The 20,256-nt window shown below is 45.2% G+C and carries 17 protein-coding genes; 4 read left to right on the forward strand and 13 right to left on the reverse strand.

Annotated elements, in window-relative coordinates:
- Positions 1-231 precede the first annotated feature (231 nt).
- From typA to pdhA, 8 genes are all read right to left on the reverse strand, one after another.
- Complete coding sequence (gene typA, locus MZO41_RS10610; RefSeq protein ID WP_003644590.1) at positions 232-2,070, reverse strand: translational GTPase TypA; 1,839 nt, start codon at positions 2,068-2,070, stop codon at positions 232-234.
- 189 nt (positions 2,071-2,259) lie between these two features.
- Positions 2,260-3,033 (reverse strand): inositol monophosphatase family protein, encoded by a 774-nt coding sequence (locus MZO41_RS10615; RefSeq protein ID WP_003640819.1) that lies wholly within the window; start codon positions 3,031-3,033, stop codon positions 2,260-2,262.
- A 10-nt stretch (positions 3,034-3,043) separates the two neighbouring features.
- A complete protein-coding gene (locus MZO41_RS10620; protein WP_003645919.1) occupies positions 3,044-3,331 on the reverse strand; it encodes a UPF0223 family protein in 288 nt (95 codons plus the stop codon).
- Positions 3,324-4,256: a Rossmann-fold NAD(P)-binding domain-containing protein gene (locus tag MZO41_RS10625; protein WP_011101670.1), complete on the reverse strand. Its 933-nt coding sequence runs from the start codon at positions 4,254-4,256 to the stop codon at positions 3,324-3,326. Before MZO41_RS10625 ends, MZO41_RS10620 begins: the two co-directional genes overlap by 8 nt.
- 404 nt (positions 4,257-4,660) lie before the next feature.
- A complete protein-coding gene (gene lpdA, locus MZO41_RS10630; RefSeq protein WP_003640822.1) occupies positions 4,661-6,073 on the reverse strand; it encodes a dihydrolipoyl dehydrogenase in 1,413 nt (470 codons plus the stop codon).
- A gap of 7 nt (positions 6,074-6,080) precedes the next feature.
- Entirely contained in the window at positions 6,081-7,397 is a 1,317-nt protein-coding gene (locus MZO41_RS10635) for a 2-oxo acid dehydrogenase subunit E2 (protein WP_003644592.1), read from the reverse strand.
- 57 nt (positions 7,398-7,454) lie between these two features.
- Complete coding sequence (locus MZO41_RS10640) at positions 7,455-8,432, reverse strand: alpha-ketoacid dehydrogenase subunit beta (protein ID WP_003639044.1); 978 nt, start codon at positions 8,430-8,432, stop codon at positions 7,455-7,457.
- Between the two features lies 1 nt (position 8,433).
- Entirely contained in the window at positions 8,434-9,546 is a 1,113-nt protein-coding gene (gene pdhA, locus MZO41_RS10645; RefSeq protein WP_022638187.1) for a pyruvate dehydrogenase (acetyl-transferring) E1 component subunit alpha, read from the reverse strand.
- Positions 9,547-9,830: 284 nt separating this feature from the next.
- On the opposite strand from pdhA, the gene def reads away from it, so the two are divergent.
- A complete protein-coding gene (gene def / locus MZO41_RS10650; protein ID WP_003645922.1) occupies positions 9,831-10,391 on the forward strand; it encodes a peptide deformylase in 561 nt (186 codons plus the stop codon).
- Positions 10,392-10,420: 29 nt separating this feature from the next.
- Here the strand turns inward: def and MZO41_RS10655 are convergent, their stop codons facing one another.
- Positions 10,421-10,927, reverse strand: a complete 507-nt coding sequence (locus MZO41_RS10655; protein WP_003640826.1) for a hypothetical protein — start codon at positions 10,925-10,927, stop codon at positions 10,421-10,423.
- 282 nt (positions 10,928-11,209) lie between these two features.
- On the opposite strand from MZO41_RS10655, the gene MZO41_RS10660 reads away from it, so the two are divergent.
- From MZO41_RS10660 to MZO41_RS10670, 3 genes are all read left to right on the forward strand, one after another.
- Complete coding sequence (locus MZO41_RS10660; RefSeq protein ID WP_003640827.1) at positions 11,210-11,428, forward strand: DNA-directed RNA polymerase subunit epsilon; 219 nt, start codon at positions 11,210-11,212, stop codon at positions 11,426-11,428.
- The gene (rnjA, locus tag MZO41_RS10665; RefSeq protein WP_003640828.1) at positions 11,425-13,101 is read left to right on the forward strand and encodes a ribonuclease J1; all 1,677 of its coding nucleotides are present in this window, start codon (positions 11,425-11,427) and stop codon (positions 13,099-13,101) included. Before MZO41_RS10660 ends, rnjA begins: the two co-directional genes overlap by 4 nt.
- 62 nt (positions 13,102-13,163) lie before the next feature.
- The gene (locus MZO41_RS10670) at positions 13,164-14,123 is read left to right on the forward strand and encodes a diacylglycerol/lipid kinase family protein (RefSeq protein ID WP_013355677.1); all 960 of its coding nucleotides are present in this window, start codon (positions 13,164-13,166) and stop codon (positions 14,121-14,123) included.
- Between the two features lie 221 nt (positions 14,124-14,344).
- Here MZO41_RS10670 and MZO41_RS10675 read toward each other — a convergent pair whose 3' ends face one another.
- From MZO41_RS10675 to recD2, 4 genes are all read right to left on the reverse strand, one after another.
- The gene (locus MZO41_RS10675; RefSeq protein ID WP_003645925.1) at positions 14,345-14,548 is read right to left on the reverse strand and encodes a hypothetical protein; all 204 of its coding nucleotides are present in this window, start codon (positions 14,546-14,548) and stop codon (positions 14,345-14,347) included.
- 173 nt (positions 14,549-14,721) lie between these two features.
- Positions 14,722-16,212 (reverse strand): C40 family peptidase, encoded by a 1,491-nt coding sequence (locus MZO41_RS10680; RefSeq protein WP_013355678.1) that lies wholly within the window; start codon positions 16,210-16,212, stop codon positions 14,722-14,724.
- A gap of 359 nt (positions 16,213-16,571) precedes the next feature.
- Positions 16,572-17,537, reverse strand: coding sequence for a ribose-phosphate diphosphokinase (locus tag MZO41_RS10685; RefSeq protein ID WP_003645927.1), 966 nt, complete (start codon positions 17,535-17,537; stop codon positions 16,572-16,574).
- Between the two features lie 154 nt (positions 17,538-17,691).
- Positions 17,692-20,241, reverse strand: coding sequence for an SF1B family DNA helicase RecD2 (gene recD2 / locus MZO41_RS10690; protein ID WP_013355679.1), 2,550 nt, complete (start codon positions 20,239-20,241; stop codon positions 17,692-17,694).
- Positions 20,242-20,256 lie beyond the last annotated feature (15 nt).

The raw sequence follows: 20,256 nt of genomic DNA on the forward strand, positions 1-20,256 counted from the left end.
GGGTAACGAAGACCATCAGACTCTTTTTACCCTATAAACTAATACTATACTCTGGATAACAATTTATCAATCATTATTTCCATCTAAATGAACCCAATAACCATTAATGGGGCAACTATTTGAGTTGGTGATTAAACGACTCCTCTTCAAACCGCTTTGGCCGATACAGCCTTAGGCATGCCAGTACTAAAAAAGCACGCCCTATTAAGGACGTGCTTCCAAGCAATCAACTTACTTGTTCATTTTACGCTTTTTAGCTTCTTTTTCACGGGAGTTCGTGTTCAAAATGCGTTTCCGCAAGCGAACATGATCTGGCGTAATTTCACAGAATTCATCACTATTCAAGAATTCAAGCGATTCTTCCAATGTCAAATGCGTTGGTGTCTTGATTGTCGCCGTCAAATCCTTGTTAGAAGAACGCACGTTGGTCATGTTCTTACCCTTAGTAATGTTAACTGAAATGTCATTTTCGCGGCTGTTTTGGCCCACGATCATGCCTTCATATACTTCGGTACCTGGATCAACAAAAATCGTTCCCCGGTCTTCGATTCCCATTGTGGCGTATGTCGTGGTCTTACCCTGGTTGATTGAAACCAAAGCACCGTTACGACGGCCTGGGTTCCAGTTAGGAATAACTGGGAGGTATTCAGAGAAAGTATGGTTCATGATTCCGTAACCACGTGTCAATGAAAGGAATTCAGTTGAATAACCGATCAAGCCTCGTGAAGGTGCTAAGAAAGTCAACCGGGTTTGGTTATTACCAGTACTTTCCATGTTCTTCATTTCAGCCTTACGCTTTGATAAGGTATCAATAATTGAACCAGTATATTCGTCTGGCGTATCGATTTGAACAGATTCAAATGGTTCGCAACGCTTACCATCAATTTCGCGATAGATAACTTCTGGACGAGATGCTTGTAGTTCATAACCTTCACGCCGTAACGTTTCGATTAAGATTGACAAATGCAATTCCCCACGACCAGAAACGACCCATGAACCAGGTTCGTCAGTATCATCAACCCGAAGTGAAACATCGGTTTCAAGTTCAGCCTTCAACCGCATTTCAAGTTGACGGGCAGTTACGAACTTACCTTCCTTACCCGCAAATGGTGAGGAGTTCGTACCGAAAGTCATTTGTAAAGTTGGTTCGTCAATCCGTAAGATTGGCAAAGCTTCAGGATTAGCTGAATCAGCAACCGTTTCACCAACGTTGATATCTTCCATCCCAGAAACAGCAACTAAGTCACCGGCGTGGGCTTCATTGATTTCCAAACGTTGAAGACCAAAGAACCCAAACAACTTAGTTACGCGGAAATTCTTCTTACTACCATCAAGTTTCATGACAGAAACACTGTCACCAACCTTGATCGTACCACGGAAGACCCGACCGATACCAACCCGACCAACATAATCGTTGTAGTCTAATAAGGCCACTTGGAATTGTAAAGGTTCGTCAGAGTTGTCAATTGGTGATGGAATCGTCTTGATGATCGTATCGAAGATTGGTTGCATCGTATGTTCCTGCTTAGCAGGATCTGATTCATAACTAGAAGTCCCATTTAAAGCTGAAACATAGACCACTGGGAAGTCTAATTGTGATTCGTCAGCACCTAATTCGATGAAGAGGTCTAACACTTCGTCAACGACCTCTTCAGGACGTGCACCGGGGCGGTCGATTTTGTTAATAACAACGATTGGTGTTAGGTGTTGTTCCAAAGCTTTTTTCAAAACAAACCGAGTTTGAGGCATCGTTCCTTCAAACGCATCAACAACGAGTAATACCCCGTCAACCATGCGCATGATTCGTTCGACTTCACCACCGAAGTCAGCATGTCCTGGTGTATCTAGAATGTTAATTTGTTTGTCGCCGTAACGTACGGCCGTGTTTTTCGAAAGGATCGTGATACCGCGTTCCTTTTCAATGGCATTAGTGTCCATCGCCCGATCGTCAATCTGGACATGTTCGTCAAGGGTATCCGATTGTTTAAGCATTTCGTTAACCAACGTCGTTTTACCGTGGTCAACGTGGGCAATAATGGCAATGTTGCGGATATCATCTCTAAATTTCAAAATTGATCTTCCTTTCATCCTTCAAAATTCTGACTATCTTCGACAGCAGAAATCTTACATATATTAATACAATCCGCCGTTACTATCAAGTCATAGCTTCAACTTGAAACCTTCATAACGACGTTTTCAGCGGCTTTCATCCATTGACATAAAAAAACTGTGACATATGGGTCACAGTCCCACTACTTACTAGACGATTGCCAAAATTGAGCGTTGTGCGCGCTTTGTCGCTATCAGTACAGCACCCGATGATAACATATTAACCGGGTTGCCGTCAACTCTAGACACAACTAAGCCAAGGCTTTCCGCGAGAACGCGACCAGCCGCAAAATCCCATGGTCGCAAGTATGACAGGTAGCCGACCAGTTCGCCCGCTAAGACCTGGCTAATTTGAATACCAGCACTACCCATAATCCGTGGTCCCAGTGATTTGGCAATAATCGTCTGCATATTGAAGCGGTCTTGAATTAGTAACGGCGCACTCGCACCAAACAGCCCCGCACTCAGATCAACATCCGCGGGTGCAGCCAGCAATTCACCGTTAAGCGTGACGCCGACTTCAGGACCACCAGCATATAATTTATTCGCCATGACATCAAAGATATATCCCAGTGTTGGTTTACCGTCAACATACAAGCCCACCATCATCGCAAAATGATTACGCTGATGCACAAAATTCATGGTACCGTCGATTGGGTCAACGATCCAGACGTGACCATTCATATCAGTAACTTGGTCGCCGGTTCCTTCCTCAGCTAAAATCTTCGCAACTGGATCCAAGGCTCGAATCTGACGCACCAAAAAATCTTCATTGCTATGATCCACGTTAGTGACCAAATCACGCCGACTCGTCTTCTCCGCAACCGTCAAGTGGGTGCCCATCTTCGCCAACACTTGCGCTCTCGCAGTTTGCATCACGACTTGCATTTTCTGATTTAACTGTTTCACCACATTCGTTTGCACGTTAAGTCACCTAGTCTCGGTATTGAAATCGCTGCTTGTTAGTTTCCTGAGCTGCGCGCATTGTTTGATAAATCCGATAACCTGAAGCAGCCTCATAATCACGAGCCAGTCGTTTTTCTTCCGACTTAGCCGGAACGACCGTCTTAAAATCACGATAGGCTGCCAACAAGTCTGCTGTAGCGATTGTTCCTTCATTAGCGGCCTCGATGGCTTGATAAAAGGTCGTAACCTTAATGATCTCGGCCGTGGTCCACGTCTCATCCAGTGGATATTGGTAATTATCATTGTGTTTAGGCATCTTCATCCAACTCCCCCGCCGTGACCCGGTCAAGTTCCTCTTGAACCTGGCTCGCAATCTCAGCGTATTCTTTCTGCTCTTCATCAGATAGCACCATATCCGCCATTCGTTTGATTCCGTTAGCACTAATCAGTACCGGTGATGATAATCCAACCAGCTGGTCGTCATCGACTGGTGTTTGGATATTTGTGACGGTACCGATAAACGGTGTCTGGGCGTAAAACGCATTGAGCACTTGTACTAATGCTAACACACTCAAGGTCTGATTAGTAACAATCGTGGGGTCGTCGATCTGCTCCGTCGCTGCACTCATTTCGTCCATCCCAAAACTAATATCCTGGTTAGCCAAATAAGTCATCACGGGCGCCGGCCCAATATATGAACGACTCCATGAGATCAGGTGTGTCGCCGCAGTTCCCACTACGAATGCGCGGACATCCGCCGGGCCGACACTTAATTGCTGACGTAGTAGTTGTTCCAATAAACGACTCTGCGGCAAAGTACCCAATCCGACCACTTTAGAATGATCAATGCCACTGAAACGCGCAGCTAAGACACTTAAAACCGCATCATTGCTACCAGCCAAAATAATTTTTCCGTTAAAACCAGCGCCCATCGCATCATTCACAAACGCGCGAAATAGCGGCAAAGTCGCCTTTAAATCACCACTGGCATCACGGTCGCTTGCCAATGGCACTAAATTTCCAATAATCAAGCTATCTGCTTGCGAATAATCCGGCTTAGCTTGCGCCACTAGTGTAAACTGACGACAAGTTAAACTCGCTGTTACCAGTGCTTGGTAGCGCGGCGCTTCTTCAGCACCCGTTGCGACCACTAATTTCACTGGCAAATCTTTGGCAATTGCGACTAATATTAATTGTTGTACGAACTCGAATAATCCCCGAATAATTACTGTATTAATCATTTCAATCCCTCCAACCTTCGATAATAATTGTACCTGAGCTGTCAATGAATTCAAGTAAATGTTAATAAAAAGCTTACTCTTTTGTAACATTTTTGCGTAACCAATTGGTCCACTTCCCCCCGAAGCAAACACATTTTGATATGTTATTAATATAGACCACTACATGCTAAAAAGTTAGCAATTTGAATAACAACATCCACGTCAGGTTCAAAGGCGTCACTTACGGATCAGCTGAGTAATGATTCACAAGACTGACCTTCATTGCGCCTGACAGTGCCGTTTAAGTTACGTTTTTACGTGACTATCTTGACTGGTACTTCGGTAATCCCTACTGGCTGCAACATCCTATGTAAAATAAAAGTTTGAGACTCACGCCTCAAACTTTTATTAAGCCATCATCCGCTTTAGATGTGCGTTGGGTAACCCATCGCTTCATCCGCCGCTTCTTGAACTACTTCACCTAGGGTCGGGTGTGGATGAATCGTCAAAGCAAGGTCTTCGACATTCATCCCACCATTGACCGCAACGCTTAATTCAGAAATCAAATCACTGGCACCTGGTCCGGCAATTTGGGCGCCGACAATGGTGCCTTCGTCCTTCGTACTGACAAGACGGAAGAAGCCGTCCATGGCGTTCAACGAGATTGCACGACCATTACCAGCAAATGGGAACTTCGACGTCTTCACCTGCAAGCCGGCTTCTTCAGCTTCAGCCTTCGTCATGCCAACTGTTGCCAATTCTGGATCAGTAAAGCAAACTGCCGGAATTGAAACGTAGTCGTTCGCCGTCTTCTTGCCACTGATTGCACCAGCAGCAACTTTGGCTTCAGCAAAAGCTTTGTGTGCCAGCGCAGCACCGGCGACAATATCTCCGATTGCGAAGATATCCTCAGCGGCCGTCCGCCCCTGTTCATCAACTTCGATCAAGCCGCGCTTCGTTAGCTTGACGTCAGTGTATTCCAAGCCCATGTCGTCAGTATTAGGCCGCCGACCAACTGTGACCATAACATAGTCAGCATGAATCTCAGTTTCTTTCCCGTCGACAGCGTAGGTAACCGTAACACCACTATCATCTTGTTCGGAGTTTTTAGCCATCGCATTAGTAATGACATCAACCCCCTTCTTCTTAAAGCTGTTCAAGACAAGCTTGACCATATCTTTTTCGAAGTTAGGTAAGATTTGCGGTGTCCCTTCAAGAATCGTCACGTGAGCACCGAGGTTGGCATAGGCACCAGCTAACTCAGAACCGATGTACCCACCACCGATAACCACTAATTCTTTAGGCACTTCAGGCAAATTCAAGCCACCCGTCGAGTCAACGACCCGACCACTAAACTTGAAGCCCGGAATTTCAACTGGCCGTGAACCAGTTGCGATGATCAAATGTTTGAATTTATAAGTCTGACCAGTATGGTCGCCATTCATCACCCGTAAGGTATGATTATCATGCATATAGGCTTCCCCACGGACCACTTCCACCTTATGCTTCTTGAGCAGCATTTCAACGCCACCAGTCAACCGATCAACAACTTGATGGTCTTTCCAGTCCTGGGTCACCTTAAAATCTAACACCGGATCCTGAATATTTTTAATACCAAAGATCTTACTGTCCTTGGCTTCTTGTAGACGATGACCAGCACTGATCAAGGCTTTTGATGGAATACAGCCAACGTTAAGGCAGACACCACCGATATATTCCTTTTCCACCACGGTGACTTTTTGGCCGAGTTCCGCGGCCCGAATCGCAGCGACGTAACCCCCAGGGCCCGCGCCGATGATCATTGTATCGCGTTCTTCAGCAAAATCTCCTACAACCATTCTGACCTCATCCTTCCATCAAAAGTAATTCTGGATCATGTAACAATTGCTTCAATAAGTTCATTGCCCGTTGGGCCGTTGCACCATCAATCAGACGGTGATCAAAACTCAAGGACAACTTCTGCATCTTACCAACAACGATTTCACCATCGTCATTGACGTAAGGTTCCTTACCGATACGCCCAACACCTAAAATGGCAACTTCCGGTTGGTTGATAACTGGGGTAAACCAGCCGCCGCCAATTGAGCCAATATTACTAATAGTAATAGACCCACCGCTCATTTCACTGGCCTTTAACTTGCCATCGTAAGCTTTTTGCGTATTGTCAGTAATTTCTTTGGCAATTGCAAACAAGCCCTTACCTTCAGCGTGCTTAATATTTGGCACTAACAATCCACGGTCAGTATCGGTAGCTACCCCAATATTGAAGTAGTGTTTGTAAACAATTTCCTTGTTTGCATCATCGATCGACGCGTTCAATTCTGGGAATTGTTGTAAAACCGCAACCAAAGCTTTCACGAAGTATGGTAAGAAGGTAAGATGGATGTCGCGATCCAAAGCAACTTGCTTGTACTTCTTCCGGTGTGCCATCAACGCACTCACTTCAACTTCATCAAATAAAGTAACATGTGGCGCGGTGTGTTTACTATTCACCATAGCCTTAGAGATTGCCTTCCGAATTGGCGTCATCTTTTCACGCGTCTCTAATTCAGGTGTGTCAGAAACATATGGTTTAACTGGTGTTGGTGCTGGTGCTTCACTTGCAGCCGGAGCCGTTGTCGCTGGCGTAGCTGCTGGTTTAGCACCCGTTGCCGCTGGCGCACCTGTGTAATTGTCAATATCTTGCTTTGTGATCTGACCATGGGCACCAGTTGGCGTAACTAACGTGATGTCAATGTCCTTATCACGTGCGTACTGGCGCACTGATGGCATTGCCAAGACCCGTTTATTAGGATTGCCCGCAGCCGGGGTTCCAGTCGGTTGTGCTGATGTTGCAGCGGGAGTTTCAGCTGCTTCACTTGCCGGGGCTTCCGTCTTAGTAGCCGCTGGTGTTTCAGCCTTAGCCGCTGGCGCAGCGTCGCCAGAACCATCGTCAATCGTGACGATCACATCACCAATTTTAGCCGTTTCACCTTCTGGAACTAAAATATCAATAACTTTACCACTTACTGGCGATGGTAATTCTTCCACCGATTTATCATTTTGAATTTCAACTAGAGAATCGTCTTCTTTGACTTCATCACCAGGTTTTACGAGCCATGATGCAATTTCGCCTTCTTCAAGACCTTCACCAAGCTCTGGTAATTTAAACTCGTAAGCCATTGGATAACTTCCTTTCATGACAGTCTCAGGTGACTGTTTTTCGATGCCGCGTCTTGATTAATAGTTCAAGATTTCGCGGGTTTTTGCCTCAATTTCATCTTCAGCTGGTAACCAATCGTCTTCTGCTAATCCGAATGGGTAGACCGTATCTGGTGCGTACACCCGGCCAACTGGGGCACTGAGATAAAGCGCACCTTTTTCAGCAATCAGTGAAGCAACGTTCGCAGCAATCCCAGCCTGTCGTTGTGCTTCTTGAATCGCAACGGCCCGACCAGTCTTTTGAACAGACTTGAGAATTGTTTCTTCATCTAAAGGTGACAAGGTCCGTAAGTCAACAACTTCAACGGAGATTCCTTCTTTTTCGAGCTTTTCCGCAACCTTCAGTGACTGGTTAACTTGTGCACTGTAAGCAATCAAGGAAATATCAGTACCTTCACGAACCACGTTTGCCTTATCTAACGGAACGGTATAAGCTTCATCCGGAATATCCGCCTTCATTGACCGGTATAACTTCAAGTTTTCAAGGAAGAAAACTGGATCGTTATTCCGAATAGAAGAAATTAATAGCCCCTTGGCATCGTAAGGATTAGATGGCGTCACGACCCGCAAACCAGGAATTTGAGCTAAATAGCCTTCTAATGAGTCCGCGTGCATTTCCGGTGTATGCGTTCCACCACCATATGGTGAACGAATGGTAATCGGCATATGCCGCGTGCCACCTGTCCGGAAACGTTCCCGTGACATTTGACCAGCAATTGAATCCAAAGTTTCAAAAATGAATCCAAGAAATTGAATTTCAGGGATTGGCCGGAAACCTTCCAATGCCAGCCCAATTGATAAACCGCCAATACCGGATTCTGCTAAAGGAGTGTCAAAAACACGATCTTCACCAAATTCGGCTTGCAGGCCATCGGTTGCCCGAAAGACCCCACCGTTTTTACCAACATCTTCACCAAAAACTAAGGTCTTTTCGTCTGACCCGAGTTCTAATCGAAGTGCATCGGTGATCGCTTGAATATACGTTTTCTTTGACATGTTACTTCGACTCCTTTGCTTGGAATTCCGTAATTTGTTGTTGAATGTTTTGTGGTTGTTCCTCAAAAACATTCCCCAAGAATTCGGTCATTTTTTGCTTTGGTGCTTCATCTGCTTGTTTAACAGCAGCCTTGATATCTTCTTTAACTTGTTCAACGTATTCGTTTTCTTGATCTTCTGACCAAACACCTTGATCAGTCAAGTACTTACGGTAACGAATCAATGGATCATTATCGAACCAAGGCTGTTCTTCGTCCTTAGTCCGGTAACGCTTAGGATCATCCCCAGCATTCGTATGTGGGCCAAACCGGTATGTCAGCGTTTCAATCATGACAGGACCGTTGCCAGCAGCAGCGTATTCCCGGGCGGCCTTTGTTACTTCATAAACAGCTAGGAAGTCCATCCCATCGACCTGAACACTTGGAATACCGGCAGCAACTGCTTTTTGAGCCAACGTCTTCGCAGCTGTTTGCTTGCGCCGTGGTACTGAAATGGCATAACCATTGTTTTGAACAATGAAGACGGCCGGTGCTTCGAAGGCTCCGGCAAAGTTCATACCTTCATAGAAGTCACCTTGAGAAGTCCCACCATCACCAGTATAAGTGTAGGCAACTTTGTCTTCGGTACCGTTCTTTTTAATTCCTAAGGCCACACCGGCAGCTTGTACGTATTGAGCGCCGATAATAATCTGTGGTGGCATTGCATGGAAGTCTTCTGGATATTCGTTACCCAAGACATGACCACGAGACCATAGGAACGCTTTATAAACAGGTAGTCCGTGTTGAATCAATTGTGGAATATCACGGTAAGCAGGCATTAAAACGTCGGTTTTCTTCATCGCGGCGTTACTCCCCATCTCACTGGCTTCTTGGCCCTCAGTCGGCGCATAGAATCCTAAGCGTCCTTGCCGTGTCAAAGCGTTAGAACGTTGATGTAACGTCCGTTCCCATAACATTAATTTAAAGAATTCAACGAGTTGTTCGTTTGAATATTTAGAGACAATTTCTGGTTTCATTACTTTAGCTTGACCATCCAATACTTGCACGGGCTCAAAGTCTTTCCCAAGTGCATCGCGGATCGCACCAAAATCAACAATTGGTTTTTCGTTGTCCATAAATGACACATCCCTTTCATGAACGTACAAACGTTGTGCATCGCACCGCGTTCGTAATCGTTTTCATAATTACAAGTCTAATTTACCATTGCGTTTCATCTTTTGCAAGCCCTTCCAAAGAGCGAAAAGCCGGCTTTTTCTGTCCAAATGATTGTGAACTATTTAATTTGTGCTTAATTCTGTTTTCATCTTTTTCATAACGGGCGCTACTTTTTGGCGTAGGCTTATGATAAACTAGGTATTAAGTGTAAACTGCGCGATCTTAATTTTGGAGGTAATTGGAATTGATTAAAATGCGCGACATTATCCGCGAAGGTAATCACACGTTACGCGCGGAAGCAAAGCAAGTTAAATTTCCGTTGAGTGAAGCTGATCAGAAGTTGGCCAATGACATGATGGAATACTTAGAAAACAGCCAGGATCCCGAATTGGCTAAAAAATACGGACTGCGTGCCGGTGTTGGTTTAGCTGCACCGCAAGTCGACGTTTCGGAACAGATGGCTGCTGTCCTTGTTCCGAGTGAAAATGAAGATGATGAACCGGTCTTTAAAGACGTCATTATCAACCCCGTGATCATCAGTCACTCCGTCCAACCCGGCGCCTTAACTGAAGGTGAAGGTTGCTTATCCGTCGACCGTGATATTGCTGGCTACGTTATTCGACACGATCGGATTACGTTACGCTACTATAATATGGCTGGTGAAGAGAAAAAGATTCGTCTCAAGAATTATCCGGCCATTGTTTGTCAACATGAAATTGACCATCTTCATGGTATTTTATTCTACGACCATATCAATGGCGACAATCCATTTGCCGCTGATGATGATTTAGTTCTAATTTCTTAAAGTCATTTAAAAAAGCAGTCCTGAAATGTTCAGGACTGCTTTTTTGGTGCACTCGAATTCAACCGACGCAAATCTTCCAAATACTCTAAAGTGGCCTCATTCATCAAATAGGCAATATCTAAGTGGAGCTGTCCGCTGCGCAGCCACGCATCAGTCACTCGTAACGCTGGTCCAGCTTCCCGGAAAGCAACCACCTGATTGTGAATTGCGTACGCTTGCAATTCGTTATTGAATAATCGCCGAACTTCTGGCAAATCGGCCGTGACCATGCCTGGTGCATCTAGCACGTACTCAAAGGCCATCACACCACGCCCCCAGACGTCTGCGACGGGTACCGAATGAATCGCCCCCGCAACCTCTTGAATCGTCATCGCATTTGCGAGCACTTTGAATGCTGCTACCATCGCACTATCAACCGTTCGTTGGCCAGCCCGCCGAATCTTCAACGCTGCACGCTTCAGCACTTGCCGTCGCAGCAATTCATAAACGACGATTGCCATTAGTACCCCACCAATGATTGTTAACCAACTCTGCATGCTCAACCCTCAATTCTTTTTTTGTATAATGATTCACAATTTTAGGAATTTTTCATTTTATTACTTATGTTTAGCATAGCATGTTTCATCAAAAAAAATTCTTTTAACCGCTCTATTTTTGAAGAAAGTTAACATTGTATACACCCATCTCAAATTATGCTAAAATGTAAGATAATTGTTGTGTTTACACAACCTGGTGTACGGATCAAACTTTTATTTTTGCTATCTATTTAGATTACTTAGTATCTAAATAAATCTTGTTTATATTAAGGAGTTTTACACATGATTTACAAAGTATATTACCAAGAAACCAAAGAACGGAACCCACAACGGGAAACGACCCAATCTTTGTATCTCGAAGCCGAGACCGAAGTAGCGGCACGGACCTTAGTGGAAGATAATACAGATCACAACATCGAATTTATCGAACCGTTAGAAGGTAACTTCTTGGATTACGAACAAAAAAATCCAGAGTATCACCTAACGGAGTTCAATAAATGAAACGGTTAAACGTCAAAAATAACGAAACCGCTGTTTTTGCAGTCGGCGGTTTGGGAGAAATTGGGAAAAATACCTATGGTATCCAATTTCAAGATGAGATTATTCTGATTGATGCCGGAATTAAATTCCCTGAAGATGAACTTCTCGGAATTGATTACGTTATTCCAGACTATTCTTATCTAGTTGCAAATCAGCAAAAAATAAAAGCTTTAGTGATTACGCACGGTCATGAAGATCATATCGGTGGGATTCCATTCCTATTAAAACAGATCAACGTGCCAATCTATGCCGGCCCCCTAGCCTTAGCCTTGATTAAGGGTAAGTTAGAGGAACACGGGTTATTAAAAACAACTGAATTACACGAGATCAATGAAGATACGGTGCTCAAGTTCCGTAAGACGCGTGTCTCGTTCTTCAGAACGACCCATTCAATTCCTGATACACTGGGAATCGCCGTTCAAACACCACCTGGCACGATTGTAGAGACCGGAGACTATAAGTTCGATCTGACACCAATTACTAACCAGCCGCCGAACCTTCAAAAGATGGCGCATCTCGGTGAACGTGGTGTCTTGGCGCTAATGTCAGACAGTACTAACGCCGAACGGCCAATCTGGACGAAATCTGAACGGTGGGTGGCGCAATCAATTCGCCACATTTTTGAACAAGTTGAAGGTCGAATCATCTTTGCTACCTTCGCTTCTAACATCTCGCGGATTCAAGAGGCAGCGCAGGTCGCCCTTGAACATCATCGTAAAATCGCGGTATTTGGGCGTAGTATGGAAGCAGCTATCGTCAACGGACGTGAATTAGGCTATTTAAACATCCCTGACGAAGCCATCGTTGATGCTAACGATTTACGCTCCCTCCCCGCCAATAAAGTCATGATTCTATGTACTGGTTCCCAAGGTGAACCAATGGCGGCGCTCTCGCGAATTGCCAACGGTACTCATCGCCAGATTTCTATTGAACCTGGCGACACCGTGATCTTTTCAAGTTCACCGATTCCTGGTAATACGTTAAGTGTTAACCACGTAATCAACGAACTCGAAGAAGCCGGTGCGAATGTCATTCATGGTAAAGTCAATAACATTCATACATCTGGTCATGGTGGTCAGGAAGAACAGAAACTGATGCTACGGCTGATGAAACCAAAGTTCTTTATGCCGATTCACGGTGAATATCGAATGTTGAAGATTCACACCGAACTGGCCGAACAATGTGGTGTGCCACTAGACCATAGTTTTATCCTTGAAAATGGTGATGTGCTTGCCTTTACTAAGGATTCTGCCCGGGTTGCCGGTCACTTTGGTGCTGGCGATGTCTATGTTGATGGTTCTGGAATCGGCGATATTGGCAACGTTGTGTTACGCGACCGCCAAGTGCTTTCGGAAGAAGGTTTGGTTGTTGTCGTTGCTACCATCAATTTGAACAAAAAAGAGATCCAAGCTGGTCCAGATATTCTGTCACGTGGTTTTGTCTACATGCGCGAGTCTGGCGATCTAATTAACGAAGCCCGGCGGCATGTCTTCCGTACGATCCGGCGCAAAATGAAGTCGGATAAAGCAACCGAAGCGACTATCCGCAATGCGATTATTGACGACCTGCAGAGTTTCTTATTTGATAAGACTGAACGGCACCCAATGATTCTGCCAATGTTGATTATGAACTAACTACTTGCCGGAACGATCTCGTTCCGGTTTTTTATGGTGTAAGACTGATATGAGGTGTAATTTTGATTGCTGAATACTACATTATTATTAATGAACTGGCAGGCTCTGGTCACGGTAAGGTCGTTTGGGAAACCGTCAAGCCGATTCTAGAACAACGACAGATTCGATTTGAATATCGAATTTCTGAATATGCCGGCCACACAATTCGGCTCGCAAATGAGTACGTTAAAACCATTCAACGACGACCAAACGTGACCCCGGTCATTCTGGTCATTGGTGGTGATGGCACACTGAACGAGGCCTTGAATGGTATTATGCAGGTCCCACAAGCTGAACCGATCCCGCTCGCCTACATTCCTGGAGGTTCGGGCAACGACTTTGCTCGCGGTCTGGGTATGGCGACTGATCCAGCAATTGCACTTGCACAAGTACTCAACAATATGCGGCCCCGTTCGTTAAATGTTGGTTATTTCCATGAAACCTTGAAAAACGAACACCGGTATTTCGTCAACAACGTTGGTTTAGGATTTGACGCTCAAATCGTTGATGACACAAACCGTAGCAAAAAGAAGGGCCGTCTGGGTCGTTGGGCTTATCTCAGTAACATGCTGGCCGCATATTCCCAACAGGAAGGCTTCCCGCTAACCGTACACGTTAACCGGAAGCGAGACTATTATAAGCGGGCTTTCCTTTGTACAGTCTCGAACATTCCATACTTTGGTGGCGGAGTTAAAATTCTGCCTCAGGCTAATCTGCACGATGATCAGCTCGAATTAATCGTTGTCGAAGAGCCTCACTGGTGGATTATCCTCTGGTTGTTCGTCTTACTGCTACTGGGTGGCCGTCATCTCAAGTCGCGTTTCGTTCACCATTATCGCAACGCTAACTTGCACTTATTGGTTAACTCTGTTGAAATTGGTCAGATGGATGGTCAAATTATTGGGAATCGTAACTACGACCTCTACTTGTCCACCCATCCCTACCCATTCTGGATCGACACTAGTATCCATGACCACCACTAACTCTACTGCTAAAACAATACAAATTAGCGATAAAAAGTCGTTGCGAAGATGCCCGCAACGACTTTTTTATAGGACCCAGATTGGCAATTCATACTACTTGAGCACCGTCCACTTACCGGCCAGCAATGCTAATGACCACTTAATTGACTCCCCACCCACTCGGCTAATAAAAAAGACTGCTGACCATCTCAATATGGTCACACAGTCAGTCTTGATTAATCTTAGTCCTCAGAAGCGTTGATTGCTTCCAGAAGCATGTCAAGTTGTTCACATTTACGAGATAAGTGACTCACCCGTTCTTTCAAATGCGGATAAATGGTCACAACCCGTGAGCGATCCTGTTGCCGAACGGCTAGCGTCCTTAAATGATCGAGTTCGGTATTAGCCTCTTGATATTCTTCCAGAATCTCAAAACGATTACTCACTGATAGCACTTCCTTATCACAATAGATGGTCCAATTTTTCGAATTGAAAAACGACAAACATAATATACCACAATTATTGGTAAGTTTAAATCATAAAATTCAAAAAAATTTAAATAAAAATACCCCTAACACTTAACAATATCGTGTTAGGGGTATTAGCAATTAAAATCGGCTTACTTAACCGTACCTGCAAAACTTGGCATGAAGTAAGAACTGATTGTCTGAACTTGAACGTTTTGGCCTTCAGTTGGAGCCGCAACGTATTGATTATTTCCAATATAGATGGCATCGTGATAAGTGCTACCACGACTACCCCAGAATAAAATATCTCCAGGTTGAGCATCCGCAACGGAATGCGTAGTCACATAAGATTCCTGTGCAACCGTACTATGTGGCAAGGTAATCCCAGCTGCATGTTGGTAAACATAGGAAACTAAACCAGAACAATCCATTCCCGAAAGACTCGCACCACCCCAAACATAAGGGATGTTGGCACTAGCCAACTTCAGCGCAAGGCCGGTTACAGAACCAGTAGCTAAATCACTCGTTGAACTAGTAGTGGTACTGCTACTATTAGTCGTTGCGGTACTACTTGCGGTATTGCTTGCACTGCTAGTGGCTGCTGAAGAACTACTCTGACTGGTCGTGCTTGAACTAGTCGCTGCCGAGCTACTCTGGCTCGCTGTACTCGTAGTTGATGCTGCACTAGCAGCTGTACTTGATGCTTGACTAGCTGTGCTAGTAGCAGTCGTACTGCTAGTACTAGTTGCACTCGCAGTTGAAGCGGTACTTTGACTAGTCGTTGTTGAACTAGCAGCTGATGAGGACGCGCTACTCGTTACTGAGGCGCTCGCTGCAACACTCTTCGACTGACTGGTAGCAGTCGAAGAACTAGCACTACTTGCTGATATGGCTGCACTCGTTGCGACTGCTTTGACCGGTGCATTTGAGGTCGTAGCCGTTGATGAAGCAACAGAGCCGGTCGATGATGATATCGTTGACGTGCTAGTACTGCTTGCTGAGTTCGCACTGACAGCATCCTGACTTGCTGCACTGGTGCTACTTACAACGCTTGCACTCACACTTGAAACCGAACTCGCACTTGTACTTGAGGTGGAACTCGCACTAACAGCCGTCGTAGCCTTGGCAGTCGTACTCGTAGTTGACGCTGCACTAGTAGCTGACATGGTTGTTTTTTGACTCGTCTTAGCGGTCGTCTTGGTCGTTGCTCCTGGCACTTGAATGTTCTGACCCACCACAATTAAATCGCCAGAAAGACCATTTAACGTCTGGAGAGCGTGAACAGAAGTGTTGTACTTATCAGCAAGCGCCCAAAGAGTGTCACCCGCTTTAACGGTATATGTACCCTTAGTAGCGGCTTTCTTAGTTGCTGACTTAGTCGTGGCGGTCTTAGTTGCGGATCCACCAATTTGTAAGTTTTGACCAACATAAATTAAATCGATATTACCATCAGATGCTTTAATCTGGTTAAGTTTTTCAATACTCTGCACGGAAACACCGTGTTGTTGAGCGAGGCCCCAAACTGTATCGTTTGCTTTTACAGTGATTGAGGCAGCATTGGCAGCTTGGCCTGTAGCAAGCAATAAACCAACGGCACCAACCGTACTGGCTAGGACCTTGCCCGTTGTATGTGCTTGTGACATTTAATTCACTCCTTAGTTTTTGAACTCAAATTAACAGTAACAAAATCGTCTTGTGACTGAAGATTAAGAAATTCTTAACCTGCTTTTACAAATCATAATTTTATTGTAGCACAATTTACCAAAATACAAACTAGAATCGCTCGTTTTTTTACAAAACAGTCCGGTTATTTTAAAAAACGTTTGCCAATGCCAAAGCGGCGCATTTGGCTGTTATAGCAACGTTTATGCATATAAACGGAATGTTATCTTTTGATTACTTCAAGTAATTAGTTGCACTGTTTGGACGAGTTACGCTATTCAGTAAACGAACCAAAAAGCACATTAACCTTTTTGTAGGTTAATGTGCTTAAAGTTGCGATCTAGATGCGAGGATCAAACAACCGATCAACTGGTTGCTGTTCATGTACTAATTTGATTGCATCACCCAATAATGGACCAACCGAAAGTTGCACCAACTTATCAAATTGTTTATCCGCTGGGATCTGAATCGTATCCGTCACGATGACTTTCTCGAACTTGGAAGCCTGTAATTTAGCCACTGCATCCTGTGAAAAGATTGCGTGAGTCGCACAGCCGTATACGGTCGCTGCTCCCGCTTGTGCTAAAGCATCTGCCGAGACATCGAACCGGGTTCCCGTATCAATCATATCATCGATCACAATGGCGACGCGCCCTTTCACATCACCAATAATACTACTTGGCACTAGGTCATCATCATCTGGGTGTCGATTATCAATAATCGCAATTGGGGCCCCCAATAGTTCTGCCATCTTACGTGCCCGCGAAACACCGGCATGATCTGGTGACACGACGACGAGATTATCGGTAATGCCGCGATCTTTAAAATAACTTGCCAAGAGTGGGGCCGCAAATAAATGATCAACCGGAATATCAAAGAATCCTTGAATCTGTGCGGCGTGCAAATCGACCGTCAAGACTCGACTGGCCCGGTCCTTTTCCAATAACGTTGCAATTAATTTCGCAGTAATGGGCTCACGTGAACGCGCTTTGCGATCTTGACGTGAGTACCCGTAATAAGGAATAACCACGTTAATCTGACTGGCACTAGCACGTCTTAAGGCATCGATCATGATCAATAATTCTAATATTGTATCATTGACCGGTTCCGAAATAGATTGAATGACGAAAACTTCCGCCCCACGAATACTTTCTTCGATGTTGATCTGAATTTCACCATCACTAAACCGCTTTACGGAACTTTTGCCGAGTGGAATTCCGACCCGCTGCGCAATTTTTTCGGCTAACGGTAGGTTCGAATTCAGGGCAAACAGTTTCAGTTTGGCATAAGATTGATCTGTTGACATAACGACCTCCATAAAAGTTGTTTGATGATTTTGCTACTTTGATTATAGCAGTAACCACGGCTAAAAACCGCACACAAGCAAATTTTCTTGCATAATGAGCGTCGCCGACAATGTGTCGTTCACCGTAATTTCAGTTGCAATAACCAATTAATTATCAATTAGCTACTTGCGGCATGAAATTAGCTGGCGTGATACCATTCATGCCAATCATCGGATCGATTCGGCCAGCGCTGACTAGCGCTGGGGTCAAAATTGTTGGTCCAGCAGACTGGGAACTCGGTTCCTGAGTTTTTTCAGTGGCCGACTCCTCGTCAGAAGCAACTTTCTTAACCGCCGTCGCTTTTTCGCCGGCTGGCATTGCCTCTGCTTGGTCAGTAGTCGCAATAGTGGCCGTTTCATCGGATACGGTATCCCCGCAAAAGACTTGTTGTAACCGTTTCGTCAGTGTGGTTTGGCGATTAACCGATTCATTGGTAACGCTCCGCTCAAATGATTGACTATCACCTAACAGGATCAGCATTTGTTCAGCACGTGTCACGGCAGTATACAGTAGATTGCGTTGTAGCATCCGTGCAAATTGTGGTACCAGTGGCAGAATCACCATTTTAAACTGGCTCCCTTGAGACTTGTGGATCGACATACTGTACGCTAATGTCAATCGATTCCATTCATTGCGTTGATAAGTCACTTCATTTTGATCAAAGGCAATCGTGATCTGGTCTTTCTTCGATTCATTGTGAGAATCATTTGCCAGATCGATACCGACGATTTTACCAATGTCGCCATTAAAAACATTATCCTCGGGTGAATTAACGAGGTGCAGGACCTTATCACCGACCCGAAAATCTTGACCGTTATACGTTAGATGCTTCTGACGGGCACTCTTCAACGGATTAAAGATTTTCTGAACCGTGGTATTCAGCTGATCGATCCCGGCAGTGCCGCGATACATCGGGGCCAGAATTTGTACCTCCTCAGCACTGAAGCCCTTCGCCTTGGCACGTGCCACAACTTGTTCAACAATGTGATTGACTTGATAAGCGTTGCAGGCAATAAATGAGCGATCCGGTTGGTTGACGGCAAAATCGGCCGGTAAATAACCATCTTTGATGGCGTGGGCCAACGGAATAATACTGGAATCATTGCCCTGCCGGTAGATTGTCGTTAACTCAATTTGGGGCAGTTCACTAAACTTCAATAAATCATGAAACACTTGCCCGGCTCCTACCGATGGCAGTTGATCCTTATCGCCAACAAGAATGACTTGCATGTGACTTGGAATCGCCGTCAGTAACTGCTGAAACAGTACCGTGTCAACCATCGACATTTCGTCAATAATCAGGAGGCCCCCATCTAATTCCTTACTAGGCTCCTCGGGACCATCTTCACGCCCCGTCAACCCAAGCAACCGATGAATAGTACTAGCTGGGAGCCCAGTCGTTTCAGCCATCCGCTTGGCTGCCCGTCCAGTCGGTGCCGCCAACAGAATTGGAAAAGGCTTATCCTTATACTGATTGATATCTAGTGCAACGTCGTGTAATTCCGCATAGAGCGCGACTAAGCCACGGATAATGGTCGTTTTACCAGTCCCCGGTCCCCCAGTTAGTAGAAAAACAGGCGCCGTAATCGCCGCTTTTAGTGCTTCGGTTTGTGATTCATCATAAGTAATGTTGCTAGCTCGACCGACATGCTCGATAGCATGATCCACGGCACGTTCAGACAATTTTTCATCATTATCGGCGGCTAACAACCGTTGTAAATGTTCCGCAACGCGCCACTCGGCTTCATAGAGGCCGCGCAAGTAGATACGATTCTCGTCACCCACGATTTTATTTTCCTTCGCCAAGACGACCAACTGATCAGCCAGCTTCGAAGGATCAATTTGAACATTGCGAGCATTCTCAAGTAGTTGCAACGTTTGATTCAGCAACGGTTGAGCCGTGGTATACGTATCACCGTTTTCCACGCACAGCTCATTAATCTCAGTCAATAGGGCCGCCTTTAACCGGTCATCCGCTTGGGGATCAATTTTAAGTTGGGCCGCAATTTGATCCGCTTTTTTGAACCCGACGCCTTTGATATCCTCAACCAAACAGTACGGGTTCTCTTGAATCTTAGCCAAAGTGTCACCTTGATAGCGTGCATAGATGGCCGCAGCTAACCGACTCCCAAAACCGTACGCATTAAGTCCAATGATAGTTTGCTCCAAACCGTTATTGACCGTGAGCGTGTCGATCAAAGTCGTCTGAACGCTGGCCCGAAGTCCGATTGGTTTTAAAACCTTCGGATCAGCTAAAATTTGATCAATGGCATCTTCGCCCAAAGTATCGACGATTCGCTCAGCAGTCCGCTTACCCAACCCAGGAAAATCACTACCAGATAGATAGGCAATCAAGCCTGCGCGTGTCGTGGGCGTTTCATTTTGATAATTATCCGCTTGAAACTGAACCCCGTATTTGGGATGCGTGACCGTTTTACCGGTAAAACGATACGTTGTCTCCTCCTGAATATCCGCAAAATTTCCAGTAACAACGATCTCATCTTCCGACCAATCAATGTTCTGTTCAGTTACTTTGACTAATAAGACTTTATAAAAACTATCGGCACTGCTAAAAAAAACGGCAGCGACTTTACCGACGATAAAGTGTGTGACCGGTTCCCGACCAATATCGTCGGAAAATAAATGTGCTTGTTCGTCCGTCACGGAAATCCTCCTAAA

Origin of the sequence: Lactiplantibacillus sp. C232 (assembly GCF_023806725.1) — a bacterium.
GTDB lineage: Bacteria > Bacillota > Bacilli > Lactobacillales > Lactobacillaceae > Lactiplantibacillus > Lactiplantibacillus plantarum.

Coding starts and splice junctions, on each gene's coding strand:
- MZO41_RS10620 (WP_003645919.1), bottom strand. CDS start 3,331: ATGCCTAAACACAATGATAATTACCAATATCCACTGGATGAGACGTGG.
- MZO41_RS10625 (WP_011101670.1), bottom strand. CDS start 4,256: ATGATTAATACAGTAATTATTCGGGGATTATTCGAGTTCGTACAACAA.
- lpdA (WP_003640822.1), bottom strand. CDS start 6,073: ATGGTTGTAGGAGATTTTGCTGAAGAACGCGATACAATGATCATCGGC.
- MZO41_RS10635 (WP_003644592.1), bottom strand. CDS start 7,397: ATGGCTTACGAGTTTAAATTACCAGAGCTTGGTGAAGGTCTTGAAGAA.
- MZO41_RS10640 (WP_003639044.1), bottom strand. CDS start 8,432: ATGTCAAAGAAAACGTATATTCAAGCGATCACCGATGCACTTCGATTA.
- pdhA (WP_022638187.1), bottom strand. CDS start 9,546: ATGGACAACGAAAAACCAATTGTTGATTTTGGTGCGATCCGCGATGCA.
- MZO41_RS10655 (WP_003640826.1), bottom strand. CDS start 10,927: ATGCAGAGTTGGTTAACAATCATTGGTGGGGTACTAATGGCAATCGTC.
- MZO41_RS10660 (WP_003640827.1), top strand. CDS start 11,210: ATGATTTACAAAGTATATTACCAAGAAACCAAAGAACGGAACCCACAA.
- rnjA (WP_003640828.1), top strand. CDS start 11,425: ATGAAACGGTTAAACGTCAAAAATAACGAAACCGCTGTTTTTGCAGTC.
- MZO41_RS10680 (WP_013355678.1), bottom strand. CDS start 16,212: ATGTCACAAGCACATACAACGGGCAAGGTCCTAGCCAGTACGGTTGGT.
- MZO41_RS10685 (WP_003645927.1), bottom strand. CDS start 17,537: ATGTCAACAGATCAATCTTATGCCAAACTGAAACTGTTTGCCCTGAAT.